Here is a 25,777-nt window from a genome sequence, read left to right as displayed (position 1 = left end):
CCCATGAGGCAGGCCGTCCAGGAGGAGCGGACCGCGGGCCCGTCCCGCTCCGAGCGGCTCAGCGCGCTGGCCCAGCAGCACGGCGCGCTCGTCACGCTGACCGTCGCGGTGCTCGTCGCGTCGCTGAGCTTCGACACGTTCCTGACCGGCGACAACCTACAGAACATGGCGGTGTCCTCCGCTTTCCTTGCGGTCGTCGCGCTCGGCATGACGTTCGTGATCGTGACCGGCGGCATCGATCTGTCGGTCGGCTCGCTCTTCGCCCTCGGCGGGGTGCTCGCCGCCTGGGGCTCCCGGTACGGCACGGCCGTGGCGCTGCTCCTGCCCCTCGCGGTCTGCGGGCTCATCGGCCTCGTCAACGGCCTGCTGATCGCCCGCGCGCGGCTCGCGCCGTTCATCGTCACGCTCGCGGCGATGCTGGCGGCCCGCGGCATCCTCCTCTCGGTCACCGACGAGGGGTCCCGGACGTACCTCGTCGACAAGGACTCCTTCTTCGCCACGCTCGGGCAGGGCAAGGTGCTCGGCATCGGCGCCCCGGTGTGGATCACGGTCGCGCTCTTCGTGGCGGGCGCGGTCGTGCTGCGCCGCACCCGGTTCGGCCAGTACGTGTACGCGGTCGGCGGGAACGAGGACGCGGCGGCGCTGATGGGCGCCCCTGTGGCCCGTACGAAGATCGCCGTCTACACGGTCTCCGGGCTCTGCGCGGGGCTCGCCGGGGCCCTCAACGCGGCCTGGCTGGTCTCCGGGGTGACGATCCTCGGCTCCGGCATGGAGCTGGAGGCGATCTCCGCGGTCGTCATCGGCGGCACGCTGCTCACCGGCGGGTTCGGCTTCATCAGCGGGTCGTTGGTGGGCGTACTGCTCCTCAAGGTCATCCAGAACGTCATCAACCAGATCGGCTCGCTCGACTCCGCCTACCAGCAGGTGGTCAGCGGCGCCTTCCTGGCGATGGTGGTGATCGCGCAGACCTGGCTCGGCCGCAGACGCCGCGTGCTGTGAGCACGGGCCTCACATCGGGACGATCTGCCCCTTCCCCAGGGCGATCACCCCACCGTCGGACACCGTGTACAGCTCCTCGTCCCGCTCCGGATTCACCCCGATGGTGGCGCCCGGCGGCACGTCGACGTTCTTGTCGAGGACCGCGCCGCGCACCACCGCGCCCCGCCCGATCCGTACGTTGTCGTGCAGCACGGAGCCCTGGACGACCGCGCCCTCCTCGACGGTCACACCGGGCGACAGGACGGAGCGGGTGACCTGGCCGCGGATGACGCAGCCGGGGCTGACGATCGACTCGCCCGCTATGCCGCCCGCGCAGAACTTGGCGGGCGGCAGGCCGCCGGAATGGGTGTAGATGGGCCAGCGCCGGTTGTCCAGGTTGAAGACGGGCTGGTCCGATATGAGGTCCATGTGGGCTTCGTAGTACGAGTCGAGGGTGCCGACGTCGCGCCAGTAGCCGTGGTCGCGCGGGGTCTCGCCGGGTACGTGGTTGTCGTCGAAGTCGTACACCTGCGCCATGCCGCGCTCGGTGAGCAGGGGCAGGATGGAGCCGCCCATGTCGTGTGCGGACTCCTCGTCCTCGGCGTCCTGCTGGAGGGCGTCGACGAGGGTCTTGGTGGTGAAGAGGTAGTTGCCCATCGAGGCGAAGACCCGGTCCGGATCGTCGGGCAGCCCCGGGGGGTCGGTCGGCTTCTCCAGGAAGCGCTCCACCTTCGTGCCGTCGCGCCCGGGCGTGATGATGCCGAACGACGGCGCCTCGGCGCGCGGCACCCTGATCCCCGCGACGGTCACCGCCGCGCCGTTCTCGATGTGCTGCTGGAGCATCTGCCGCGGGTCCATGCGGTAGACGTGGTCGGCGCCGAACACGGCGATGTAGTCGGGCTGTTCGTCGTGGACGAGGTTGAGCGACTGCAGGATGGCGTCGGCGCTGCCCAAGTACCAGCGGGGGCCGAGGCGTTGCTGAGCGGGCACGGGCGTGACGTAGTTGCCGAGGAGGCTCGACATGCGCCAGGTCGTCGTCACGTGCCGGTCCAGGGAGTGCGACTTGTACTGCGTGAGGACGCAGACGCGCAGGATGTCGGCGTTGACGAGGTTGGAGAGCACGAAGTCGACGAGGCGGTAGGTGCCGCCGAACGTGACCGCTGGTTTGGCCCGGTCGGCGGTGAGCGGCTGGAGCCGCTTCCCCTCCCCGCCGGCGAGGACGATTCCGAGCACCGAAGGTCCACCGCGCATCCCAGCCCCCTGATTTGGTCGGCTATCGGCTATCTGTCGGCGTGCAGGATCTTCTCGTACACCTCGACCGTGCGCCGGGCCACCGCTCCCCAGCCGAACTCGCCGAGCGCACGCTCGCGCCCGGCCGCGCCCATCGCCGCGGCCCGTCCCGGGTCGGTCGCCACTTCGTTCAGGAGCAGTCCCAGTTCGCGCTCGAAGCCTTCGGGGTCGCTTTCGTCGTACGGGACGAGTACCCCCGTCGTGCCGTCCCGAACGACTTCCGGGATGCCGCCGACCCGGGAGGCGACGACGGCCGTGCCGCACGCCATCGCCTCCAGGTTGACGATGCCCAGCGGCTCGTACACGGAAGGGCAGACGAACACGGCGGCATGCGTCAGGAGTTGGACGACCTGAGGGCGAGGCAGCATCTCGGGGATCCACTGGACGCCCGCCCGGGTCCTGCTCAGCTCCTCGAAGAGGGTGCGGAATTCGAGGTCGATGCCGGGGGTGTCGGGTGCTCCTGCGCACAGGACGAGCTGGATGTCGGCGTCCAACTTCCGTGCGGCCCGCAGCAGATGGGGCACGCCTTTCTGGCGGGTGATGCGTCCGACGAACAGGACGTACGGCCGTCCCGGGTCGATGCCGAGCCGCTCGATGACGTCGGTGCCGGGGTCGGGGCGGTACAGGTCGGTGTCAATGCCGTTGTGCACGACGTGGACCTTCGCCGGGTCGACGGCCGGATAGCAGGCGAGGATGTCCTCGCGCATCGCGCCGGACACCGCGATCACGGCGTCGGCGGCCTCGGCCGCGGTGCGCTCGGCCCAGCTCGACAGGGTGTATCCGCCGCCCAGTTGCTCGGCCTTCCAGGGGCGCAGCGGCTCCAGGGAGTGCGAGGTCATGACGTGCGGGATGCCGTGCAGCAGCTTGCCGACGTGGCCGGCGAGGCTCGTGTACCAGGTGTGGGAGTGGATGAGCTCGCGGTCGGCGAGCGCCGCCGCCATGGCGAGGTCCACGGAGAAGGTGCGCAGCGCGTCGTTGGCGCCGTCGAGCGCGGGCCACGCGCCGTGCCGCACGAGCCCGTCGGCCGCGCCCTCTCCCCAGCAGTGCACGTCGAGGTCCGTGAGGGACCGCAACTCCCGTGCCAGGAACTCGACATGCACGCCGGCGCCGCCATAGACGTCCGGCGGATACTCCCGGGTGAGCAGGCCCACCTTCACGTAGCACCCTCCGTCGTCCGTCCGATGCCCGGCCGCGCCACCTCATGGTCACCCAGACGCGGCCCCGGGGGAAGACCGCTGCGGCGGGCGGTCGAAGCAGCAGTCGCCGCACAGCCCGCCGCCGGGGCACCGGTAGTAGAGGCAGCAGCTGCGGCGCCGGAACGCCGTGCCGCGCAGGGTGCCGGTGCCGCGCAGGTCGGGGTGGTCGAAGAGCTCGGCGGCCAGGCTCAGGGCCCGCTCACCCACGTCCGGGCGCCCCGATCGCGCGGCCCAGCCGTGCAGTTCGCGGGCCGCACCCGCGAGCGCGGATCCGGCGTTGCCCCACAGCAGCCCGGCGGAGATCCGGTACCGGGCCCGCAACGCCTCGGACAGCGGCGCCAGATGGCCGTACTGCACGACGTCCCGGATGGTCCCGGCATCACCGGGCAGCGGGTCTACGCGGGTCAGCCACAGGTCGTCGGGCGAGGTGCCGTCGGCGTCCCAGCCGAGCAGTTCGGGGTCGAGGTCGGGCACCCGGCCGTACAGTGCGGCGGAGCCGAGCGCCACGGACCAGAGCCGGGCGGCGAGCCCCAGCTGCGCCACGGACACCGCGATGCGGTCCTCCGGGGCGCCGAGCCGCCGCGCGACCTTGTCGACCCGGAAACCGATCGGATCACCGGATTCCGAACCGGTCGGATCACCGGGTTCCGGAACCCTGTACACCGCTGCCAGCGGCCGGACTCCGCGGTCGTGCGCCGGGCTCACGCGCAGGGCGAAGAAACCGCCGACGGAGCCGAGTTCTGCCAGGTCAATGTGGGTGGTCACGGGAGAAGTACAGCAAGCCGCGCGGCGCCGTCCGCCCTCGGGGTGCCCATGGGGGTCACTCTCCGCGCCCAAGAGGTAACCCCTCCTGGGGAGGACACGGCAAAGGCAGTACTCCATCGGCAGTAGGACCAATTGCCTGCTCAGGTACGACGACTTAAAGGGATTCCCGCGTCATCGTTGTCAGTATGGAAGCAGACCGTTCGTCCGGCCGGGATCACCGGGAGCACCGCACCCCGCGGAGCACGTCATGAGTGCTCTGGCGCTTTCCGTGGTGCTGTCCCTCGTCTCAGCCGTGGCGTACGCCGGCGGGGCGATCCTGCAGGAGCGCGTGGCGGCGACGACGCCGGACCAGTACGCGCCGCTGCGCCGCGGCGCCTGGTGGGCCGCGATCGCCCTGAACGGTCTCGGCGCGCTGCTGCACGTGGTGGCGCTCGCCTACGGCCCGCTCAGCCTGGTCCAGCCACTGGGCGCCCTGACCATCGTGTTCGCCCTGCCGATGGCGGCCGTGTTCGTACGGCGCCGGGCCGGGGCCACCGCCTGGCGGGGCGCGCTGATGGCGACGGTGGGGCTCGTCGGGCTCCTGTCGCTCACCTCGACGTCCGACTCGCAGACGCTGGCCGACACGGAGCGCGTCATGCTCGGGCTCGTCACGGGCGGCGGCGTGGTCGCGCTGATGCTGGCGGCGCACGCGGTACACCGGCACCCGGTGGTGCGCAGCGTGCTGCTGGCCTGCGCGGCCGGTGCGGCCTTCGGTATCGCGTCGGTGTTCACGAAGACGGTGGCGGTGGACTGGGACCGCCGCGTCGGGCTCGTCGAGCAGCTGCCCACGCTCGGGGCGATCGCCGTACTCGCGGCGGCCGGTCTGCTGCTCTCGCAGGCCTCTTACCGGGGTGCGGGGCTCGCGGCACCGCTGTCGACGGTGACCGTGGTGAACCCGGTGGTGGCGGCCGCGGTCGGTCTGACCCTCTTCGGAGAATCCTTCCAGCACGGCGCGACGGGCACCGTCCTGGCGCTCGGCAGCGGTGTCGTGGCCGCCTGCGGTCTGATCCTGCTGACGACCGAGCGGATCGCCCGGGAGGCGGCGAGCAGCACCCCCGTGGCCGAGGGCGGCCCGGTGGCGCGGGGCGGCCCGTCCGCGCCGCGGCCGGACGCCGCCGAGACCGCGGCGGACGCGGGGGACGACCCTGGCCCCGGCCCGTGCCCCGCCGACGCGCTGCCCGCGGTGCCCTCGCAGCAGCCGACGGCGGCCCACCGCAGGACGCGCCCGCGGCAGCCGAGGCGCCGCGAGCGCATGGTGTCCTGACGGTTTGGGTCGGGACGGGGCGTGTGAGGCCCGCACGGAGCGTGTCAGACCGACACGCCGCGTGTCAGATCCGTACGCCGCGTGCCCGCAGGTAGGCGAGCGGGTCGATGTCGGAACCGAAGCCGGGCCCCGTCCGCACCTCGAAGTGCAGATGCGGGCCCGTGCTGTTCCCGGTGGAGCCTGAGCGGCCGATGCGCTGTCCGGCGCCGACCTGCTGCCCCGCCTTCACGGAGAGCGCCGACAGGTGCCCGTACTGGCTGTACTTGCCGTCGGTGTGGCGGATGACCACCTGGTAGCCGTAGCTGCCGCCCCAGCCCGCGGAGACGACCCGGCCCGTCGCGACGGCCTTCACGGCCGTCCCGGTGGGCACGGCGAAGTCGACGCCCGTGTGGTAGCCCTTCGACCAGGAGCGGCCCGCGGCGCGGTACGGCGTGCTGGGTGAGGCGGCGACGGGGGCGGAGGCGCCGGACGTGGCCCGCTCCGCCTGCGGGGCCGTGGCCCGCTGCTTCTCGCGCTTCTTCTGGGCGGCCGCCTTGTCGGCCGCCTGCTTTTCGGCGGCCCTCTTCTCGGCGGCTTTTCTCTCGGCGGCTTTTCTCTCGGCCGCCTTCCTCTCGGCCGCCCTGCTCTCGGTGGCCTTCCGGTCCTCCGCAGCCTTCTCCGGGGCCCGCCCCTTGGTGCCGCCGCCCTGACCGTGGACGGAGAGGCGCTGCCCCGGTGTGATCAGGTCGGGGTCGCCGCCGATGACGCGCCGGTTGGCTTCGTACAGGCGCTGCCAGCCGCCCCGGACCCGGCGTTCTTCGGCGATGCCGGAGAGGGTGTCGCCGTGGATCACGGTGTACATCTCGGCGCTGCCCGCGGTGGACTGCGGGGTCGTCTCGGGCTTGACGTCCCTGACGTGGCGTCCGGGCCGCTCGGGCTTGCTCGGGGCCTTGGCCGGTGCCGCCTTGCCGGGGCTGACGTCGGGTGTGCCGCCGCCCCGGGTGAGGCCGGCCTTCGCCGAGCAGACCGGCCAGGCGCCGGGGCCCTGCGCGTCGAGGACCTTCTCGGCGACGGCTATCTGCTGGGCCTTGGTGGCGCGGTCGGCCCGCGAGGCATAGGCCGTGCCGCCGTACGCCTCCCAGGTGGACTGCTTGAACTGGAGGCCGCCGTAGTAGCCGTTGCCGGTGTTGATGCTCCAGTTGTTGCTGGACTCGCAGGCCGCCACCTTGTTCCAGGTGTCGACGTCGGCGGCGCCCGCGGTGCCCGTGACGGTCAGCGGGAGCGCCATGCCCGCGCCGCCCGCCGTGACGGTCAGCGACGCACGGTTGATGCGGTTCGGCTGATACCGGCGATGCCGGCCCCGTACGGCCATTGGGAGCCCCCTCGGACACACGTCATCACGGATTGCACACGGCGGACACACGACAAGCCCGCAAGTTAGCCGGTCGGCCAATCCGTGACAAGGGCGTGGAGCCGAGGGGGAGTTGAACAGCCGGTGGTACTCGTCAGCCCCTCAAGTGCTCCTGAAGCCACCGGAGTTGCACGCCCTGCTGGTAGGGGCCGCCACCCTCGTGATCGTTGAAGGCGTACACCTCCATCGAACGCTCGCTCCCCGCATACGTGTTGAAGGCGGCGAACACCGTGGACGGCGGGCAGGTCAGATCCTGCAGGGCCGCGGAGAAGAGGGCGGGCGCCCGCCCCCGGGCGGCGAAGTGGACGCCGTCGAAGTACGACAGGGTCTGGAAGACACGTTCCGGGCCGTCCCTGCGGGCCTTCAGGTAGGACGCGATCTCGCTGTAGGGGGGCCGGTCCGTGAGGGTCGTCGCGCGCGGGAAGTCGCAGAGGAAGGGGACGTCGGGCAGTACGGCGGCCAGGTCCGGCACGAGTCCGCCGACGGCGAGGGCGAGTCCGCCGCCCTGGCTGACGCCGAGCACGGCGACCCGTGCGGCGTCCACGAGCGGATGGGCGCGGGCGGCCTCGACGGCGCGCACCGCGTCGACGTACAGGCGCCGGTAGTAGTAGTCGTGCGGGTCCTCGATGCCGCGCGTCATGAAGCCGGGGTGCGCGGGTCCGCTGCCCACCGGGTCCGGGGTGTCGCCCTGCGCCCATCCCCCGCTGCCCTGCCCGCGGGTGTCCATCACGAAGTGCGCGAAGCCGGCCGCGGCCCACAGCAGGTGCATGTGGGGCAGGCCGCGGCCGCCGCCGTACCCGATGTACTCGACGACGGCGGGCAGCGGCTCGCCGTCCTCGGCGCCGGCGGGCAGAACCAGCCACCCCTTGATGGGATGGCCCCCGAACCCGGCATACGTGACATCGAAGACCCGCACGCCGGTCAGCGGCAGCTCCACCGCCTCGAACCGCACGTCCAGCTCGTGCTCCCGCGCCTCCAGCAACGTCTTCTCCCAGAAGGCGTCGAAGTCGTCGGGCTCGGGCACGTCGGGGCGGTATCGGCGCAGTTCATCAAGGGGCAGGTCGAACTGTGGCACGGGCGACTCCTCCTGGGCTCATGTCCTGGGAGGGTTCACGCTATGCCAGCGGATCTCCGCCCGACAGGGAGTATTCCCGGCCAGGGGGTGTGAGGGTGGGGCTGCTGCCGGGGGGGCGGTCGGGAGGGCCGGTAGGGAGCACCGGCGCGGGGTGAGGCCCGGGCGGGAGCGGGGTGAGGCCCGGGCGGGAACGCGGGCGGGCGCAGGCCCATCGGCCCACGCCCACCCGCGCGCCCACCCTCTGCGCTTGTCTGCGCTGGTCTGTGCTCAGCGCATCGGGCCCGGCTGGGGCTCCGGCGCCGGGTCGGGGCCCGGCGGCTGCGGGACCGGGGACGGCGGTGGCTCCGGGCTGGGCCGGGGCTCGGGGTTCGGCACGGGGTCCGGGTTCGGGAAGGGCCGCCCCGGCTCCGTCGGCGGCACCGGGTCAGGGTCCGGGAAGGGCCTGACCGGCCCCGGCTTCGGTGCGGGATCGGGGAACGGTTGAGTCATTGCACTCCTCCAGCCAGTGGTACGCCAGCGGCTCCTCCCCGCGTACCCGACACCCCCGGACCCAAGCCTTCCACGGTTCCCCGCCCCGCGCCCGCGACCACCCGCCACCCGGGTCGACCCCAGGCAGGGCCCCAGCCGTGCCCCGCCGCTCCGGTGCCTAGCCGACGGCCAGCGCGGCCGCCGCTGCGAGCCCGGGGCGGGGACTGGACAGCACCGGCACCCGCGCCCGCACATCCGGGACGAGCCTCTCCGCCCCCGCCATGGAGGCCTGCGCCAGCACGATGGCATCGGCGTCGCGCACCCCGCGCACCGCCTGGGCGACACCCTCGGCGTACCCCTCGGAGTCCCCGGCCTCGAACCGCGCCCACACTCCGTCGACCACCTCGGCCCGCACCGACACGTCCCGCCCGGCGCGCCGAGCCTCCTCCTCGACCAGCGCCGAGGTCGGCCCGACCGTGGACGCGACCGTGGCGAGGACGACGACCCGGGGTCCCGCGGCGACGGCCGCGGCCGCCATGGGCCGGTCGACCCGCACGACGGGAACCCCGACGTCGGCGCCCACGGTCTCGGCGATACCCCCGATGGTGGAGCAGGTGCACAGCACGGCGGCGGCCCCGCCCTCCGCGGCCCGCAGGAGGGCGACCCGCACGTCGGCGGCGACCGCGTCCGGCCCTTCCTTCCGCGCCCGCGCCAAAAGCTCCTCCACCACGTGGTGGCGCAGCCCGAGCTCCGGGTGCTCGGCGTCCCGCAGCTCCTCGAAGACGGGGACGTGAACGGACGACGTGTGGAGGAGCCCCAGCGTCACCGGGCGGCGGATCACGCGGAGGCCGCCCGGCTGAGCGGATTGCGCACCATGTCGGCCCCGCCGGGCACCGGCTCAGCCGCGTCGTCGCCGAGAGCCACCACACGGTTGCCCCCGTCGACGTGCACGACACGCGGCCGCAAGGCCCTGGCCTCGGCGTCCTCGACCTGGGCGTAGCTGATGATGATCACCTTGTCGCCGGGGTGCACGAGGTGGGCGGCCGCGCCGTTGATCCCGATGACACCGCTCCCCCGCTCACCCTCGATCGTGTACGTCTCCAGACGCGCACCGTTGGTGACATCGACGATGTGGACGAGCTCACCGGCCAGCAGATCGGCGGCGTCGAGCAACTCCGCATCGATGGTCACGGACCCCACATAGTGCAGGTCGGCCTGGGTCACCGTGGCACGGTGGATCTTGGACTTGAACATGGTACGCAGCACTTTGGACTCCTCGACGACGGCTCCCCGCCAGCTTTCTGCAGGTCAGGGGCACCGTTTACTGTACAGCGGCACGCCTTTCGATAGAAGATTTTCTGCGCACATCGAGGTCCTGCAGACGCTGCATCTGTGCACAGCACGTGGGTGTTGGACAGCCCATTGCTGGCCGGTTACGCGCTAGGAGCAGGAGAGAATCTTCTGCCTCTCTGTAGCGTAGTCGCGCAACGCCTGCGGCTCGTGGTCGTAATAGGCTTCCCAGAACCCTCTGCGGTTCCATGATTCCGGACACAGAGAGAAGGATCCGTCAGCGAGCTGGAAATAGCCCCAGTTCGGCGGCATCGCGGAAGACGTCACGGTGAATACTCTGCAGTCGAAGAGCGCGGAGTCCTCCCCCTCGATGAATTCGAGACGGAAGTTCGCACTCCTGCCACTGGAAGAGAAGACTTCGAGCACCACATACTCTCTGCCTTCTCTCAGTGCATCTACGCCTTGCAGGATTTGGGTGTCCGTAGTTTGCGGGGGTGTGAATCGAACGCGCACTTTCATCCCCTTCTGTTCATGACGGCCTTGTAGTCCCAGTTGAGCACTCTACCCGTCACGGGATTGTAATAGTAATGCACCTGAAAATCGCCGTATGGTGACTGATGCGTTCTTGTCGAGTACTTTCCCCAGTCGCTCAGCTTACTTCCATCCGCGGTGAGGAGGCCGGGCAGGGCGGGGTTCGAGAGTTTTTCAGCAGGCATGGCCAGGCGTGATTCTGCGATCGCTTGCGGAGTCAGCCAGCCGTCCTTGTTGAAAATCGATGACCCCGATTCCCGACGCAGTTGTTCGGCTAGACGCTGCCCCTCGGCCGACCCGAGTATGAAGTTCTCTTCTGTCCCCTTGCCTTCCTTGCCTGTCACGTTCAGACATCTCGGTGCCAGACCCAACGGGTCGGACCAGGTGTGCGGGTTATCGACGTAGGTCGCCGGATTCGGAGCCGGGCCCAGGCCGAGAGGGTCGGAGGTGAGATAGCGGGCCGTCTGGGGGTCGTAGTGACGGAAGTAGTTGTAATGGAGACCTGTTTCCGGGTCGTAGTACTGGCCCGGGAAGCGCAGCGGTGTATACGCCGAGCTGTCCGCCGCCCACGTTGTCGTGCCCCACAGCGCGGAGCGCATGCGCCAGGCTATTTCACCCTGCTCGTCGACGAGTTCACTCGGTGTGCCGACCAGATCCGTGACGATGGCGAAGAACCGTTGGTCGATCTCTTCCTGGGGCGCCTCGACCGCGGTGATGCGCTCCGTCTGGGCAACCGGGCGCAGCCCGCGGTGATCCCAGGTGGTGACGATCGGGTTCGGCTGCCCCTCAGACACGGTCTGCTGCTCGCAGAGCGTCGTGCCATCCCAGGTAAAGGTCGTCTGTTCGAGGACGGCCTCCCCATCTGGAGCAAGACGCTGTTTGGCGATACGGCGCCCCAGGGGGTCGTACTTGTAGCGCCAGACCGTGCCCTCGGGTGTGGTGACGGAGGTGAGGCGGTCTTCGGCGTCCCAGGTGTAGCGCCAGGTGTCCGGCTTTCGGGAGAGCCGGGTCTTCTGGCGTAGGACGGGGCGCCCTTGGCCGTCGTACTCGTAGCGGACGCTTCCGGCACGGGTGATGCGTGTGCCGGCGTAGACGCGAGGGCCAGTGGCCTCATGCCCGGGATGTGTTGTGGGCCAGTCGGCTTCGGTCTGATTGCCCGCTGCGTCGTACGTATAGGTTTCGGTCCAGTCTTGAGCGCTGACGGCGGTGACCCGACCGGCCGTGTCGAGATCGAAGCGGCGAGAGCCGTTCAACCTGTCATCGAGGCCCCGGAGGTTGCCGTCGGGTCGGTAGGTGTAGGAGCGGCTCTGGAGGGGGCGGGAGCCTCTGCCGGTGACGGACTGCTCTGTGAGGCGGCCGAGTTCGTCGAAGGTATGCCCAAGGGTGAGCGTGTCCCCCAGGCGGCAGGCGATTTCCCGGCCGGCCACGTCGTGCTCGAAGCACAGGGTGCGGCCCGATGCGGTCAGCTGGGTGCTGCGGCCGGCCAAGTCGTAGGACCAGGTGCTGGTCGCGCCTGTCGGCGTGGTGCGAGATGTTCGACGTCCGAGCTCGTCGTAAGTGAAGCCCATAGTGCGTCCGTTGACCGTCTCGGAGAGGAGGAGGCCAACAGGGCTGCGATCGAAGGTGACTGACGCGTCCGGGCCGACTGCCTGAACGAGCTGGTCCGTGAGGTCGTAGGCGAAGGTGGTGACCTCGCCATCAGCATCCTTGTGGGTGACCTGCCCAAGCTCGTTGTAGTCGTAACGGAGGCTCTGGCCAATGCTATTGGTGAGGGAGGTGATGTGTCCTGCCGCGTCATAGGCATACAGCAGAGTTCGGTCGTCGAAGTCACTCTCAGCCACCAGGCGACCGGCCGGATCGTGAGCGTAAGACCAGGTCAGTCCCTGAGGATTGGTCACCTGGCTGAGGCGCAGTTCAGTGTCGTGGGTGAAGGCGTAGCGAACACCGTCCGGGCCTGTGCGGGCGGTCAGTACGTCAAAGGGGCCGTACTCGAAACGGGAGGTTCCCCCGAGTGCGTCGGTGCGGCTGACGCAGTTGCCTTCGCCGTCGTACGTCCACGACTCACTGCTGCCGTCGGCGGTGGTCCGGTGAGCGATCTTCCCTTCGACCGTCCATCGGACATGCGTGGTGTTGCCGAGGGGGTCGATCACGGCGGTTGGCCGGCCGAAGGCGTCGCGCTCATAGGACGTGGTCGCGCCGAGCGGGTCGGTGATCTCAAGTGCAAGACCGGCGCGATTGCTGCGTACCCGGGTGGTGCTGCCGAGGGCGTCGATGACCGACGTCAGATGGCCCGCTGTGTTGTAGGTGAAACGAGTGGTGGCGCCGGTCGGGTCGATGACCGTGGTGCGGTTGCCCCGCTCGTCGTACTCCTGGCACCAGACAGAGCCGTCCGGGCTGGTCACCGATGTCGGCAGGCCGAGGGTGTTGTAGGCGAAGGTGGCCTCGCGGTTGTCCGGGCGGACAACGGACGCCATTCGGCCGTGGTCGTCGTAGGTGTAGCGAGTGGTGTGGCCGAGTGGGTCGGTGACAGCCGTCAGCCGGTGGTCGCTGTCCCACTCCTGGCATGTTGTGTTGCCGAGTGGATCGGTCTGGCGGACGATCCGGTGGGCCGCGTTGTACTCGTATCGAGTGCTGTGGCCCTGCGAGTTGGTAACCGTCGTGACGCGGAGGACATCGTCGTAGGTGAGAGAGCCTGTGAGATAGCCGCCGCTGCCCTCGGTGCGGATGACACGGCCCAGCTCATCGTAGATGTAGCGGTAGGTGGTGTCGTTGCGATCGGTCCAGGAGGTGATCCTGCCCGTCTCGTCATAGCCGAACCGCATGGGCAGTCCGGAGGAGTTGGTCACCGCGATGAGCTGGCCTGCCTCGTCGTAGCCGTAGGAGACCAGCAGCGTCCCGCGACCGTTCGGGCGCTCTGGGTCGAGCAGGCGCAGAGCGGCGATGCGGGCCCGGTCGGGGTGACGGTCGAGGGCGATGCGGTAGCCGCCGGAGTGGGAGACCTCGGTAGGAAAGCCGTCGTCCGCGTAATGGAGTGTGATGCGGTGGCCGTTGCGGTCGATGACGGCCTGCAAGGGCAGATCCACGGCGTCGCCGTCATCGGTTGGCTGCGGGGTGTGGAAGACGTACGCGAGTCCGGACTCCGGATCGGTCAATCGAAGAGCGCCATCTGTTTCGGTGTCCCAGGTCATCGTCGGCGCTGTGCCCGTTTCGGCGTGGACGGGCTCCGCCGCGTCGGAATCGAGAAGCGGGTACTTGAATCGGGTGCCATCGGGTGCGGCGTACGTGATGCCGTCGTCGGCGGCCTGCAGGCGCTGGTCGAGAGTCGAGGCCCAGGACGGGCCGAACCAGCCACCCCACCGGTACGACGAAAGGTGGGTTCGCTCCAGGACCAGCGGCAGGATGCCGGGGAACTGAGCATCGGTTTGCTGCAGCAGCATGGTGCCGGTGGCGACGTCGACAGGGTCCAGATCAAGCTTCTTTTCTGCCGCACGGATCGCGGCTGCCAGCTTCTCTGCCTGGCCGGGCCGCAGCTTGAGTCTGGAGAGGTCGACGGCGCCGAGTTTCGTTGCTCGGGCGAGCTTGGCGAGTTCGCTGGGCTTGAGCTTGCCCAAACCCTTGCCGAGGACCTTCCCCAGGGCGCCCGCCCCGACGCCGAAGGCAGCACCGGTGGCCAGCAACTCCGCCATCTTGCCCGGGTCCTTGAAGGCGCCAGGATCTTGCAGGGCGGCATCGAAGGCAGCGAACTTCATGCCGTCGCCCGCGAGTTTGCCGGCCTTGGCGATGGTCTTGATCTCCCCGAGAGCCTTCAGTGCCCGCTCCAGGCCGCGGATCGCCTCCATCACGGTGCGGATGACCCGCGCCATGCGGGAACCGGACTTCTCGATCCGGGCGACCAAAACCCCTACCCTCGCGGCCCGTGCACCGGCCGCGAGGTTCCCGGCGATCACGGAAAGGCCGCCGGTCAGCACCGACAGGGCCAGGCTCGCGATCTCGAACTCGGCAATCTCCGCGAGGAGCACGCCGATCTCGGTGAGGAGATCGTGGGCCTCGTCGGCGAAATCATCCAGGGCCTTGGCCCCGGTGCGCAGCGAGTCGGCCATGTCAGTGGCCTGCGTACGGGTGGTCTCGGCCCGCTTGTAGAGGGCCTTGGCGGCCTTGCCCTCCCACTCCAGGTCCTTGAGCGCAACGTCGGCGGCGTGCGCGGCGGCGTCAAGACCCTTCGCCAGGGCCCGCCACTGCTTGGCTATCTCGCGAATGCCGTCGGGGTCGACGAGCGGATCGGTGATGCCGAGGAATTCCAGACCGCTGGCAAGCGTGTCACCGAAGGCGTGATTGGCCTTGTTTATCCAATGCAGCGGGTTGAGATCTCCGGCGTCGAGGTCGCCGGGGATGATGTCGAAGCCCATGTACGGATCAGCCCTTCTTGGCGCGGGCCGCTGCGCTCAGCAGGATGTCCAGCAGGTCGAAGGCATCGGAGACGTCGCCCATGAACTTCGCCTCGTCCTCCCACTCCTTGTGCAGGTTCTTCGTGAGCCTGGCGATGGTGTCCATGCCGTCCTGGATGTCGCCCTTGGCGCTCATCAGCGAGCCCAGCACGCCGAAGGCGGACAGGTCGTGCGAAGCGGCCTTGAAGTCGTGCAGCGGCTTGCGGGTATGGTCATCGACCCTGCCGAGCGCGGTGGCCGCCTTGTGCAGGGATTCCGCATCCTTCTTCAGGTCCGACATACGTGTCCGCCCCCGTGGGTCGAGATGGTTCTACGTGCTGTGTGCTACTCGCTGAGGTGTGCGGACCGGACCGGCCTACAGCTCCGACTCAGCGGTTGATGGACTGGATCTCCTGGACCGTCATGTTCTGGGTCGTCTCGAAGGTGCCGTCCGGCAGATCGCCCTTCGCGCCGCCTGTGCCCTCCCAGGAGATCTCCCAGGTGATCGACGCCTTCAGCTCGTACTGCTCACCGCTCGTGGCGCGGAGATACTGGATCCCGCACGGCGGCTCCTGCCCGGCATTGCCCTTCTTGTACGGGGCGCCAATGGAGCCATCCTCATTCACCGGGCAGTCGCCGGAAGAGGGGAAGGTCTTCGCTTCGTCGGTGCCCGGCTCCAGATGGAGGGCGACGGGCTTGGCTGTGGTCACCGCATACAGGCCGGTGCCCGGCAGGTCAGCGCGGACCTTGACGTCCTTGAAGGTGGCTTTGTCCAGCCACGTCCAGGTGGGCAGGTTGACCGTCGACTTGCCCTCAGGCTTCAGCTCGATCTCAGTGTCCGGAACTCTGATCTTGTCGTACGCGAAAGCGGCGAGAGTCTCAGGAGTGGGAGCGTTCTTGTCCTTGGGGATGGTGCCCTCGTCCTGCCAGAACATGATCCGCCCGCAGTCCCACGCCTTGGAGTCCTGGTACATGCCCTCGCGGACCGTGCTGCGCCAGAACATGCCCTTCTTGCCGAGGTTGTACTTCTTGTAGCCGTCGGCCGTGGTGTCCCCGGGGAGGTTCTGGTCGAAGTTGTTGTCCGCCTTGCCCTTCTCGTAGTGGTCCACCCACAGGCCGTTGCTCCACCACACGTGGGCGTTCACCAGCCCGCCCTCACCGGTCGCGACCGCGTCCTTGAGCTGCTTCGGAGAGAACACCGGCTCGTACCAGCAGGCCGGCGGCTCCCAGTTGGGGTCCACGGACTTCAGCTCGCCCACCGACGCCTTCGCGGTCTGGCCGCCGGGGTACGTGAGCTTGATCTTCGAGTTGGACACCGATGCCATCAGGTCCTTGCCCGAGGCATCCCCTTTCACGGACTCATGTGTCCCTCCGCCTGCCGGTGACTCCTTCCCGCCGTCGCCGATGGCGAGTGCCGGCGAGGGGAACAAGGCGGCTCCTGCGGCGAGCAGAGCCAAGGTCCCCTCGACGGAACGCCGCAGGAGTGTCATCGGCTGCAGCCTCCCTCGTCGGTCTCCACGGTTGAGGTCTGCCAGACACCCTGGGCGTTCTTGTCCAGGCGCGTGCGGTACTGGATCTTGGGGTTCTCACCTTCTGGCGTACCTGCGACCTTGCCGGTCTTGAGATTCCGGGTGTAGCCCTTGGCCTCGTCAACGCAGTAGAAGAGGACGCCGAACCCTTCATTGCTCACGTGCACTTGGGGATCGAAGACGCGGACGCTTCCCTTGAGGGTGAGATCTTTGTACGTCTTCACCCACTCGGCTCCGGATGTGCGGGCCGTTCCCGTGGTGTAGAACTTCATGGCGCTGAACTGCGGATCGCCCGCCAGGATGGCGGCATATCCGGCTCGTAGGCGGCTCTTCCCATCGTCCAGGATGGCTTGCAGCTTCGGATCGCTGTTCGTCCAGCCTTCGAAGTTCGCCTGGAACGTCTTGGGCAATTTGATCTCCGGCCGCTTGGCCCCGTCCGTCGACGCGGACGGCGAAGACGAAGCAGACTTCCCGCTGCCCGTGTCAGCGCCGGCGATCTTGTCGTTGTCCTTGCTGTCATTCGAGCTGCCACAAGCGGTCAGCAACAGGGCCGCGGATGCGGTGAGCGCGGCCGCGACGAGCCGGGTCGAGCGAGTCACTGTTGTCTCCGGTGAGGTGAAGGTTAACTCAAGCGAAGCAACGCTATCTGTGACCACTTGGTGACGATGAGGGTGGGTCGGGCTTCGACTGAGACGCACACCAGTGCTGACCTGCCACCTACTACTCCTGCTCAGACGCGAACCCGCAATCGCAATCGTTCGGCCAGCGGCAACCGGGACGTCTCCGGATCGCCAGCGAAGGCGAAGGCGAAGGCGATCACACCCGCACCGCGCCGGGCCCCTGCCGGGCAGCACATCGGCAGGAATCGACCCGGCAAGTAGGCCCCGCCGTGCAGACCGATGGCAAAGGCCAACGTGGGATGGCCGACGAAGCAGGGGGCGCGCCTTTGGCCCCGGGCCGCGGTGCAGCCGATGAGTTTGGGGCTTCCGGGCAGTCAAAGCTCATGACACCTCAGGAAAGGACAGTGCCATGTCGGAGCTTCTCGTCGACTTCATCACCTCCCTCGACGGCTACGCATCGGGAGAGGGATGGCCCGGGTTCTGGGGTCTGGAGGGCCCGGAGTACCTCGCGTGGCTCGGCGAACAGCCCGAGGCCACCTACCTGATGGGAGCGAAGACCTACCGTCTGATGTCGGGGTTCGCCGCGGGCGAGGTCCCGGACGGCCAGGACGAGTTCAGGCCCGAGGAAGAGGCGTCCGTCGACGAGCTCACGCGGGCGTCCAAGGTGGTGTTCTCCTCCTCCCTGGAGGAGCCGCTGACGTGGGCCAACTCCACACTCGTCCGCGACGACGCCGTCGAGGCGGTCCGCGCCATGAAGTCGAGCGGCTCGGGGCTCCTCAGCACGATCGGTAGCCTCAGCCTGTGCCGGTCCCTGCTGCGAGCCGGACTCGTCGACCGCTTCCGGGTCGTGATGTTCCCGGTGATCACCGGGGCCACGGGCGATGAACGCATCTACGACGGCTATCCGGACGTCGCCCTCGAGATGATCGAACACCGCACCTTCGACGGCCGCACCCAACTGGTCGAGTACAAGCCCCGCGTGCTCGAGCACCCACCGCTCGTCGTCCCGGCGTGACGCCGTAAGTAGGGCGTTTACGGCACGACTGCCGCGCGTACATCCGTACGCGCGGCAGTCGTCACAAAGACGCCGAGCGCCTGGCTCAGATCGTCTTGCTGAGGCGGTCCGCCAGCAGGGCCGCGAAGCGTGCCGGGTCGGCCAGGTCGCCGCCCTCGGCGAGCAGCGCCGTGCCGTACAGCAGCTCGGCCGTCCCGCTCAGCTCCGGGTCGTCGGGCCGCTTGTCGTGCGCCGTCTTGACCGCGCCGACCAGCGGGTGCTTCGGGTTCAGCTCCAGGATGCGCTTGACCGGCGGGAGCTCCTGGCCCATCGCCTTGTACATCTTCTCCAGGGCCGGCGTGAGGCCGTCCGTGTCGCTGACCAGGCACGCCGGTGAGCTGGTGAGCCGGGTCGTCAGGCGCACCTCCTTGACGTCGTCGAGCGTTTCGTTGAGCCAGGCGAGGACGGCCGCGTACTCCCCGGCCTCCTCCTCAGACGGCTCCTCCTCGGAGGGCAGGTCCACCGCGCCGCGGGCGATGGACTGGAACTCCGTGCCCGCGTACTCTCGGACCGCCTCGACCCAGATCTCGTCCACCGGATCGGTGAGCAGCAGAACCTCGTACCCCTTGGCCCGGAAGGCCTCCATGTGCGGGGAGTTCTCGATCTGCGCGCGGCTGTCGCCGGTCATGAAGTAGATCTTGTCCTGGCCCTCCGGCATCCGGTCGAGGTAGTCGGCCAGTGTGGTGAGCTCCTCGCCTGCGGTGGAGGCGAAGGACGCGATGTCCAGAATCGCCTTGTGGTCCTCCGTCCGGTCGAGGAGACCCTCCTTCACGGCGGGCCCGAACTCGCGCCAGAAGGTGCGGTACTTCTCGGCGTCCTTGCTCATCAGGTCCTTGATGGACGCCAGGATCTTCTTCGCCAGGCGGCGGCGGATGAGCTGGATGTGCCGGTCCTGCTGGAGGATCTCGCGGGAGATGTTCAGCGACAGGTCGGCGGCGTCCACGACGCCCTTGACGAAGCGCAGGTGGTCGGGGAGCAGCTCGCGGCTGTCGTCCAGGATGAAGACGCGCTTGACGTACAGCTGGAGGCCGTGGCGGGCGTCGCGCTGGTAGAGGTCGTGCGGGGCCCGCGACGGCAGGAACAGGAGGGCCTCGTACTCGAAAGTGCCCTCGGCCCGCATCTGGATGATGTCGAGCGGGTCCGTCCAGTCATGGCTGATGTGCCGGTAGAACTCCCCGTACTCCTCGTCGCTCACCTCGGAGCGCGGGCGGGCCCAGAGCGCCTTCATCGAGTTGAGGGTGGAGTCCCCCATCCGGACGGGGAAGGAGATGAAGTCCGAGTACCTCTTGACGATCTCCCGGATCTTGCCTTCATCGGTGTAGTCGTAGAGTGCGTCCTCCTCGTCGGCGGGCCGCAGGTGCACGTGGACCGACGTGCCTTCCGGGGCGTCCTCGACGGTCTCGATCGTGTACGTGCCGTCGCCGTCCGACTCCCAGCGCACCCCGGTCGGCTCACCGGCCTTGCGGGTGAGCAGGGTGACCTTGTCGGCGACCATGAACACGGAGTAGAAGCCGACGCCGAACTGGCCGATCAACTCGGCCGATTCCGCCTTCTCCTGGTTCCCGGCCTTCCCGTCCTGCCCGTCCTTCCCCTGCTTCCCTCTGTTCTCCTTGAGTCGGCGCAGCGTCTCTGCCGTGCCGGACTTGGCGATGGTGCCGATCAGCCCCACGACCTCGTCGCGCGTCATGCCGATGCCGTTGTCCCGCACGGTCAGCGTGCGGGCCTCCTTGTCGGCCTCGATCTCGATGTGCGGGTCGTCCGTCTTGAGGCTGTCGTCCCGCAGGCCGGCCAGGCGCCGCTTGTCCAGGGCATCAGAGGCGTTGGAGATGAGTTCGCGAAGGAAGATGTCCTTGTTCGAGTAGATCGAGTGGACCATCAGCTCCAGCAACTGCCGCGCCTCGGCCTGGAACTCCAGCGTCTCGGTACTCATGACTTCCCTTCTGATCGGGTGGACGGTCGGTCTGTGCGACGCCCATATTTTCCGCCACCATTTTCGGTGGTGGTGCGCGGGTCTCGGCAGAGGGCGTCTCGACTCAGAAGGCGTACCGGATCAGAAGGTGTACGGATCAGAAGGCGTACCGGACGTGCAGCCATGGGGTGTGCGTCGCCAGCAGTTCTCGGAAGCGCGTCAGGGAGCGCTGTTTGACGTCCAGGGAGTAGCGCACGTTCAGAGCGCCGTTCTGTGAACGCTTGGTCTCCTGGATGTCCGGCTGCCACAGCACGTCCTCGGCGCGGGGGTGCCATCCCAGGTTGACCTCGTGGAGCGCCTGGTTGTGGGTCAGCATGATGACCTCGGCCGCCGCCTGCTCCTTCACCCGGGCGGGCAGTACGTCGTCGAGGTGGGTGAGCAGATCGGCCCAGTCCCGCTCCCATCCCGGGCGCAGGACGACGGGCGACAGGTTGAAGTGGACCTCGTAACCGGCGTCGAGGAAGTCCGCGGCCGCGGCGATCCGCTCGGCGACCGGGCTGGTGCGGATGTCCAGCAGCCGGGCGTCGTCGGCCGGCATGACCGAGAAGCGCACCCGGGTCCGCCCCCGCGGGTCGAGTGCGAGCAGGTCGGGATTGACGAACTTGGTCGCGAAGGAGGCCTTCGCCGTCGGCATGCCCCGGAACGCGGCGACGAGGTCGGCGGTGTTGTCGCTGACCAGGGCGTCGACGGAGCAGTCGCCGTTCTCGCCGATGTCGTAGACCCACGCCTGCGGGTCGCACTGGTTGGGCGTCGTCTTGGGGCCCTGGGCCCGCACGTGGCGCCGGACGTGCGCCACGATCGCCTCGATGTTGGTGAAGAGGGTGATGGGGTTGGCGTAACCCTTGCGGCGAGGGACGTAGCAGTAGGCGCAGGCCATCGCGCAGCCGTTGGAGGGCCCCGGCGCGATCCAGTCGGCCGATCTGCCGTTGGGGCGGGTCACGAGCCGCTGCTTGACTCCGAGGACGAGCGTCTCGGTCTTGACGCGGACCCACCGGGCGACGTTGCCGTCGTTCCCGTGCAGAGAGGGGATGCGCCAGTGGCTGTCCACCTCGGTCACCCGCACCCCCGGCAACCGGGCGATGATCTGCCGGCCGCGCGGCGAATCGAGGGCTGCCGGCTCCGCGTAGACCTCGCGCACGTCGAGCAGCCGGCGCGCCTGCGGGCTGTCCCGGAACGTCCCGTGCGCCGCCGGGGCCGGAGGTTCGTCCGGCCATGCGAACAGCGCCGGCTGCTCGGGCTCTCCCGGGGCGGGGCCTGACACCGGCTGATCCATGGAGTGTTCCTCTCCGCGCGGGCGCTGCACGGCCGACCGGTGTACGCAGGGCCCGGCACGTGTCCGGAGGGCCCTGCCGGTGTTCGCGAGGCCCTACCGGTGTTCGCGGGGCCCTGCCGGTGTTCGCAGGGCCCCGCCAGTATCCGCAAAGGCTGACGCTCAGATCAAAGCGCACGCCGACGCGGCCGTGCCGCCCACACGCCGGGCGCCCTAGTGGCGGGGCTGTACGCCGGGCGGCGCGCCGGCCTCCACCGTCGGCAGGTAGCGCGGTGCCCGCCAGGCGTTCAGGCGGTGCTCCACCGCGGCCCCCAGGGACAGCAGCTTGGTGTCCTGGCGGTCGCCGGCCATCAGGAGCACGCCCACCGGCAGTTCGCCGACCGAGCCCGCGGGCACCGAGAGGGACGGGTATCCGGCGACGGCCGCGGGGGTCGAGGACGGGATGACGTCGTTGTCGCCGCGCGCGCAGTCGGTCGTCCAGGCGGGCGGGTTCGTGGGTGCGGCGATGGCGTCCAGGCGGTGGGTGGCCATTGTCTCGTCGAGGGAACGCCGGGAGAGGTCCTTCAATTCGGCCCGCATCGCCCGGTACCCGGGGTCGGTGGTGGGCGGTGCGACGAGGGCCTGCTCGAACAGTTCCTGGCCTGCGAAGCAGGTCTGCTCCGCGGGGTGGGAGCGGTTGAACTCGATCAGCTCGGCGAGGTTCCGGGGGCCTTCGCGCGTGCCGAGGTAGGCGTCGATGTCCCGGTGGAACTCGCTGAGCAGGGCCGGGAATTCGAGTTCGGCGAGCCGCGCCTGGTAGGGCGGTGTCACCTCGACGACCTCGGCACCGGCCTCGCGCAGCTTCTTCGCCGTACGGGTCATCACCGCGTCCACGTCGGGGCCGAGCGACGGCAGACGCCACAGGCCGATGCGCTTGCCGCGCAGGCCGTTCCGCTTGTCGTCCAGACCCAGCCGCTTGTCGTCCAGTCCCGTCCGCTCGCCGTGCGGACCGATCCGCTCGCCGTGCGGGCCGGCCGGGCGGTCGCCATCCGCGCGCGGGCCCTTGCCGCCGCTCAGTACGGAGAAGGTGAGCGCGGTGTCGATCACGTTCCGCGCCATCGGCCCTGCCGTGTCCTGCTCGGCGGAGATCGGCACCACGCCCGACTGGCTGACCAGGCCGAGGCTGGGCTTGTGGCCGACGACGCCGTTCATCCCGGCCGGGCACACGATGGAGCCGTCCGTCTCGGTGCCGATGGCCACCTGGGACAACGACGCGGCGAGTGCGGCGGCGGAACCCGACGAGGAACCGCACGGGTTCCGGTCGAGGACGTACGGGTTGTTCGTCTGCCCGCCCACCGCCGACCACCCCGAGGTCGGCTTCGCCGCTCGGAAGTTGGCCCACTCGGAGAGGTTGGCCTTGCCGAGGATCACCGCGCCCGCCTTGCGCAACCGGGTCACCAGGACCGCGTCCGTCCTCGGCGGGCTCCCGGCGAGGGCGAGCGACCCGGCCGTCGTCGGCATGTCACGGGTGTTCACGTTGTCCTTGAGGAGGACGGGGATGCCGTCCAGCGGCCCGAGGGGCTCGCCCCGCCGGTGCCTGGCATCGCTGGCGGCCGCCTGGCGCAGGGCCGTCGGGCTGGTGCGCAGCACCGCGTGGATCTTGGGGTCGACCTTGTCGATCCGCCGCAGATAGGCCCGGGTCAGCGCCGACGAGGTCAGCGAGCCGCGTGCCATGCGCGTCTGTAACTCCGGGATGGTCACGGTGTCGAGGTCGAACCCGAGCCCGGAAGGCGACCCGGGTGACGGTGACGAACGGTCGGTGCCGGGCTCGGCTGCTTGCGCGCCCGCATGCGGTACGCCGGTCAGAAGGGACCCCGCGACAAGGGCGGCGGTCATTGCGGCAACACTTCTCTTCCCCATGCGGCCCAGCCGACTACACGGGCAGCATCCGGCGCAAGGGTGCGAGGCACGGCGGCGAGACCTCCCCCACGTACCGGCAAGACCTCTCCGCACACCGGCCAGCCCTCCCCACCCGGCCCAGGCCCACCCCCATCGCCACCAGCCATGCCGAGTAGCATGACAAACGCCGGGAATCCGGGCATATGCACCGGCTCAGCGGCCCGGCACGACAAGAACGCACGAGAGCGGCTCCCCGGGCAGACCGGTCCGCTGCCGCACCCCTCCCCACCTGGATGTTGAGTGCGATGACCCATCACAGATCAGCCACCCCCACCGCACGCGCGACGACGAGCAGCGAGGTCGTCGGGGCACCCTGCTGGGCGACCCTCCTGACGCACGACCTGACGGCCGCCGAGTCCTTCTACGGCGCGGTCTTCGGCTGGACGTTCCGCCCCGCCCCGCTCGGCGAGGACTTCCGCGTCGCCGTGCACGAGGGCAAACCCGTCGCGGGCATCGGCTCCCTCGCCTCCGCGCTGCGGGTTCCCGTCGCGTGGACGCCCTACTTCGCGGTCGAGGACGCCGACGAGACGGCCGCGCGCATCCGTGAGCGCTGCGCCACCGTCGCCGTGGGACCGCTCCGCTTCCCGGTGGGCCGCGGAGCACTCGCGGCCGACCGGGACGGGGCCGTCTTCGGCATCTGGGAGGGCCGGCTCGTCTCCGACTGGCACGCCTGGCGCGCGCAAGCGCCCGTCTGGCTGCGGCTGCGCTCACCGGACGCCTTCGAGGCGGCCATCTTCTACGGCCAGGTCCTCGACTGGGCCTGCGGGCGGCCCGGTTGCTGCGACGTCGACTACGAGAACGACGAAGTCGTCCTGAGCCAGGAGGGCACGGTGCTCGCCCGGCTCCGCTCCGGCGCCGTCGAGGCGGCCCGCGACCCGGTCGACCTGCCCCGCTGGGAAGTCCACTTCACGGTCGACGATCCCGAGGCCACGGTGCGTACGGCGGTCCGCCACGGCGGGTCCGTGGTGCGCCGCGACGACGCCGGGGAGGGCCCCGCCATCACCCTCTGCGACCCCGAGGGCGGCATCCTCACCGTGACCCGGCGGGCAGTGCCGCGTGGCCCGTCAGGGCCCGTGGCCCAAGGGAAATGAGTCCTGAAGCGGCGCACGGGTTCCGCGCGTATTCTGGTGGACAAGAACGCACGGTTCCGCCGCCTGCGGCGGCGACAAGCCCCACCTTGCGGCCCGCCCCTCCCCCAGGGCCCGTCTCGCTTCTCTTGGCAAGTGGGAAGTTTGCTCCCTTTTGCGCCAGGGGACCCGCAGAGCCAGGAGGTGATCGCCATGCCTGAACCCGGCAGCAAGAAGTACGGCACCCGGTGTGCGCGACGCTCGGGAAACGAGCCCACCGACTGAACAGACGAACCCGAACGTGGGCCGGTCGCGGAACGCGGCCCACAAGGAGCGAGTCACCATGCGTCTTTCTTTTCTGCAACCACTCCTGGACCGGCCCGGCCCCTGGGCGACGGTGTACTTCGACCCCGGTCAGGCGGACGAGTCGGGCGCCAAGCGCCGTGAACTGTCCGTACGGGAGGTATGCCGGACCCTGGAAAAGGAGGGTGCGGACGAGGCCACCGTCACGGCGGTCCGCGACAACCTGACGGCGCTCTCACCCGCCGACGATCCGGCGGGACGCGTCGTCTTCGCCACCGGCGGCGAGATCGTGCTCAGCCACCGGCTGTCCCGGCGGCCCCAGGGCGAGTTCGCCTGCTGGGCCCCGCTGCCGCGGCTCACGCCCCTGCTGGAGCTGTGCGGCCAGGACCCCGTGAGCCTCGTCGCCTACATCGACCGCACCGGCGCCGACTTCGAACTGCGGGCCGCGGCAGGACCGCAGGACTCCGGGCACGTGGAGGGGCAGCAGTGGCCGGTGCACCGCACCGCCACCGCCGACTGGTCCGAACGGCACTTCCAGCTCAAGGTGGAGAACACCTGGGAGCGCAACGCCGCGGAGATCGCAGAGGCGCTGACCGAGGCCTACGAGGAGTCCGGCGCCGACCTCGTGGTGCTGGTCGGCGACCCCCGCGAGCGGCCGGCCGTGCGCGACAAGCTGCCGGAGGCCGTGCGTGCCGTGACGGTCGAGACGGAGCACGGCGGCCGCGCCGCCGGTTCCGGCTCCGCGGCACTGGAAGAAGCCATCGAGAACGCCTGCCAGGAGCATCTGCACCGGCGCGTCGACGACGCGCTCGACCGCTTCCGTGCGGGCCGCGTCGGCACCGACCGGCCCACCGACGCCGTGGAGGGCGTGCCCGCCGTGGTGGACGCCGCGCGCGAGCACCGCATCGACACGCTCCTGGTCCGGCCGGACGGGCCCGATCTGCACCGCGAGATGTGGGCGGGCGCCGACCCGGACCAGGTGGCGGTACGGCGGACCGACGCCGAGGCGCTCGGCGACGGCTCCCCCGTCTCCGTACGCGCCGACGACGCGCTGCTGCGTTCGGCGGCGGCCACGTCCGCCGACGTGCTGATCATCCCGTTCGAGGAGGTGAGCGACGACATCCCGGCAGGAGGACTCGGCGCCCTGCTGCGCTGGACGTACGAACCGAGTACGGCCTGACAGCCGAGTCCGGCCGCCTGACCCCACCGGTTACACGTGGCCCATCGGTACACGCGGCACCGTCCGCACCAAAGAACCACCTAGTTGGAGGTGGACGCAGTGACAACGTCCCCCAGGTCCCCGTCCGGAATGCCGTC

Annotated in this window: 20 protein-coding genes; 5 read left to right on the top strand and 15 right to left on the bottom strand. The window is 69.7% G+C overall.

The window, feature by feature from the left end; translation table 11 throughout:
• Positions 1 to 3 precede the first annotated feature (3 nt).
• The gene (locus tag ACZ56E_RS02260; RefSeq protein WP_471211487.1) at positions 4 to 999 is read left to right on the top strand and encodes an ABC transporter permease; all 996 of its coding nucleotides are present in this window, start codon (positions 4 to 6) and stop codon (positions 997 to 999) included.
• 9 nt (positions 1,000 to 1,008) lie between these two features.
• Here the strand turns inward: ACZ56E_RS02260 and glgC are convergent, their stop codons facing one another.
• The 3 genes from glgC to ACZ56E_RS02245 are packed head-to-tail and all read right to left on the bottom strand — an operon-like array spanning position 1,009 to position 4,229.
• Positions 1,009 to 2,229 (bottom strand): glucose-1-phosphate adenylyltransferase, encoded by a 1,221-nt coding sequence (gene glgC / locus ACZ56E_RS02255; protein ID WP_468607532.1) that lies wholly within the window; start codon positions 2,227 to 2,229, stop codon positions 1,009 to 1,011.
• Between the two features lie 29 nt (positions 2,230 to 2,258).
• Positions 2,259 to 3,425 carry a glycogen synthase gene (gene glgA / locus ACZ56E_RS02250; RefSeq protein ID WP_471209981.1) on the bottom strand — a complete coding sequence of 389 codons (1,167 nt, stop codon included), beginning with the start codon at positions 3,423 to 3,425 and terminating at the stop codon, positions 2,259 to 2,261.
• A 48-nt stretch (positions 3,426 to 3,473) separates the two neighbouring features.
• Positions 3,474 to 4,229, bottom strand: coding sequence for a (2Fe-2S)-binding protein (locus tag ACZ56E_RS02245; RefSeq protein ID WP_471209978.1), 756 nt, complete (start codon positions 4,227 to 4,229; stop codon positions 3,474 to 3,476).
• A gap of 247 nt (positions 4,230 to 4,476) precedes the next feature.
• Between ACZ56E_RS02245 and ACZ56E_RS02240 the strand changes: the two genes are divergently transcribed.
• Positions 4,477 to 5,532, top strand: coding sequence for a DMT family transporter (locus ACZ56E_RS02240; protein WP_471209975.1), 1,056 nt, complete (start codon positions 4,477 to 4,479; stop codon positions 5,530 to 5,532).
• 64 nt (positions 5,533 to 5,596) lie between these two features.
• On the opposite strand, the gene ACZ56E_RS02235 is transcribed toward ACZ56E_RS02240, so the two are convergent.
• The 9 genes from ACZ56E_RS02235 to ACZ56E_RS02195 all read right to left on the bottom strand — a co-directional run bounded on the left by ACZ56E_RS02235 (position 5,597) and on the right by ACZ56E_RS02195 (position 16,895).
• A complete protein-coding gene (locus ACZ56E_RS02235) occupies positions 5,597 to 6,883 on the bottom strand; it encodes a transglycosylase family protein (protein ID WP_471209973.1) in 1,287 nt (428 codons plus the stop codon).
• Positions 6,884 to 7,016: 133 nt separating this feature from the next.
• Positions 7,017 to 7,997: an acetylxylan esterase gene (locus ACZ56E_RS02230; protein ID WP_471209970.1), complete on the bottom strand. Its 981-nt coding sequence runs from the start codon at positions 7,995 to 7,997 to the stop codon at positions 7,017 to 7,019.
• 646 nt (positions 7,998 to 8,643) lie between these two features.
• Positions 8,644 to 9,306 carry an aspartate/glutamate racemase family protein gene (locus ACZ56E_RS02225; protein WP_471209967.1) on the bottom strand — a complete coding sequence of 221 codons (663 nt, stop codon included), beginning with the start codon at positions 9,304 to 9,306 and terminating at the stop codon, positions 8,644 to 8,646.
• Positions 9,303 to 9,731 (bottom strand): aspartate 1-decarboxylase, encoded by a 429-nt coding sequence (gene panD / locus ACZ56E_RS02220; RefSeq protein ID WP_471209964.1) that lies wholly within the window; start codon positions 9,729 to 9,731, stop codon positions 9,303 to 9,305. The genes ACZ56E_RS02225 and panD overlap by 4 nt, the downstream gene beginning before the upstream one ends.
• A 174-nt stretch (positions 9,732 to 9,905) precedes the next feature.
• Positions 9,906 to 10,184, bottom strand: a complete 279-nt coding sequence (locus tag ACZ56E_RS02215) for a hypothetical protein (protein WP_471209962.1) — start codon at positions 10,182 to 10,184, stop codon at positions 9,906 to 9,908.
• Between the two features lie 86 nt (positions 10,185 to 10,270).
• On the bottom strand, positions 10,271 to 14,692 hold the full coding sequence (locus ACZ56E_RS02210; RefSeq protein WP_471209960.1) for a DUF6531 domain-containing protein: 4,422 nt from the start codon (positions 14,690 to 14,692) through the stop codon (positions 10,271 to 10,273).
• Between the two features lie 7 nt (positions 14,693 to 14,699).
• The gene (locus ACZ56E_RS02205) at positions 14,700 to 15,011 is read right to left on the bottom strand and encodes a hypothetical protein (protein ID WP_471209957.1); all 312 of its coding nucleotides are present in this window, start codon (positions 15,009 to 15,011) and stop codon (positions 14,700 to 14,702) included.
• Positions 15,012 to 15,099: 88 nt separating this feature from the next.
• The gene (locus ACZ56E_RS02200) at positions 15,100 to 16,200 is read right to left on the bottom strand and encodes a hypothetical protein (RefSeq protein ID WP_471209955.1); all 1,101 of its coding nucleotides are present in this window, start codon (positions 16,198 to 16,200) and stop codon (positions 15,100 to 15,102) included.
• Complete coding sequence (locus ACZ56E_RS02195) at positions 16,197 to 16,895, bottom strand: hypothetical protein (protein ID WP_471209952.1); 699 nt, start codon at positions 16,893 to 16,895, stop codon at positions 16,197 to 16,199. Before ACZ56E_RS02195 ends, ACZ56E_RS02200 begins: the two co-directional genes overlap by 4 nt.
• Before the next feature lie 373 nt (positions 16,896 to 17,268).
• Between ACZ56E_RS02195 and ACZ56E_RS02190 the strand changes: the two genes are divergently transcribed.
• Positions 17,269 to 17,874 (top strand): dihydrofolate reductase family protein, encoded by a 606-nt coding sequence (locus ACZ56E_RS02190; RefSeq protein ID WP_471209949.1) that lies wholly within the window; start codon positions 17,269 to 17,271, stop codon positions 17,872 to 17,874.
• Positions 17,875 to 17,959: 85 nt separating this feature from the next.
• Here the strand turns inward: ACZ56E_RS02190 and htpG are convergent, their stop codons facing one another.
• The 3 genes from htpG to ACZ56E_RS02175 form a co-directional block, all read right to left on the bottom strand.
• Positions 17,960 to 19,843: a molecular chaperone HtpG gene (gene htpG / locus ACZ56E_RS02185; RefSeq protein ID WP_471209946.1), complete on the bottom strand. Its 1,884-nt coding sequence runs from the start codon at positions 19,841 to 19,843 to the stop codon at positions 17,960 to 17,962.
• Between the two features lie 136 nt (positions 19,844 to 19,979).
• Positions 19,980 to 21,155, bottom strand: a complete 1,176-nt coding sequence (locus ACZ56E_RS02180) for a spore photoproduct lyase family protein (protein WP_471209944.1) — start codon at positions 21,153 to 21,155, stop codon at positions 19,980 to 19,982.
• Between the two features lie 210 nt (positions 21,156 to 21,365).
• Positions 21,366 to 23,051, bottom strand: a complete 1,686-nt coding sequence (locus ACZ56E_RS02175) for an amidase family protein (RefSeq protein WP_471209941.1) — start codon at positions 23,049 to 23,051, stop codon at positions 21,366 to 21,368.
• A 284-nt stretch (positions 23,052 to 23,335) separates the two neighbouring features.
• Here ACZ56E_RS02175 and ACZ56E_RS02170 point away from each other — a divergent pair, with 284 nt between their 5' ends.
• Both ACZ56E_RS02170 and ACZ56E_RS02165 read left to right on the top strand, forming a co-directional pair.
• Complete coding sequence (locus tag ACZ56E_RS02170; RefSeq protein WP_471209938.1) at positions 23,336 to 24,181, top strand: VOC family protein; 846 nt, start codon at positions 23,336 to 23,338, stop codon at positions 24,179 to 24,181.
• Positions 24,182 to 24,500: 319 nt separating this feature from the next.
• Positions 24,501 to 25,640, top strand: a complete 1,140-nt coding sequence (locus ACZ56E_RS02165; RefSeq protein ID WP_471209937.1) for a baeRF2 domain-containing protein — start codon at positions 24,501 to 24,503, stop codon at positions 25,638 to 25,640.
• Positions 25,641 to 25,777 lie beyond the last annotated feature (137 nt).

Source organism: Streptomyces sp. NPDC039480, from assembly GCF_055597165.1.
The sequence above is the reverse complement of the archived record's forward strand: the minus strand, read 5'-3'. Positions and strand labels throughout refer to the sequence as shown.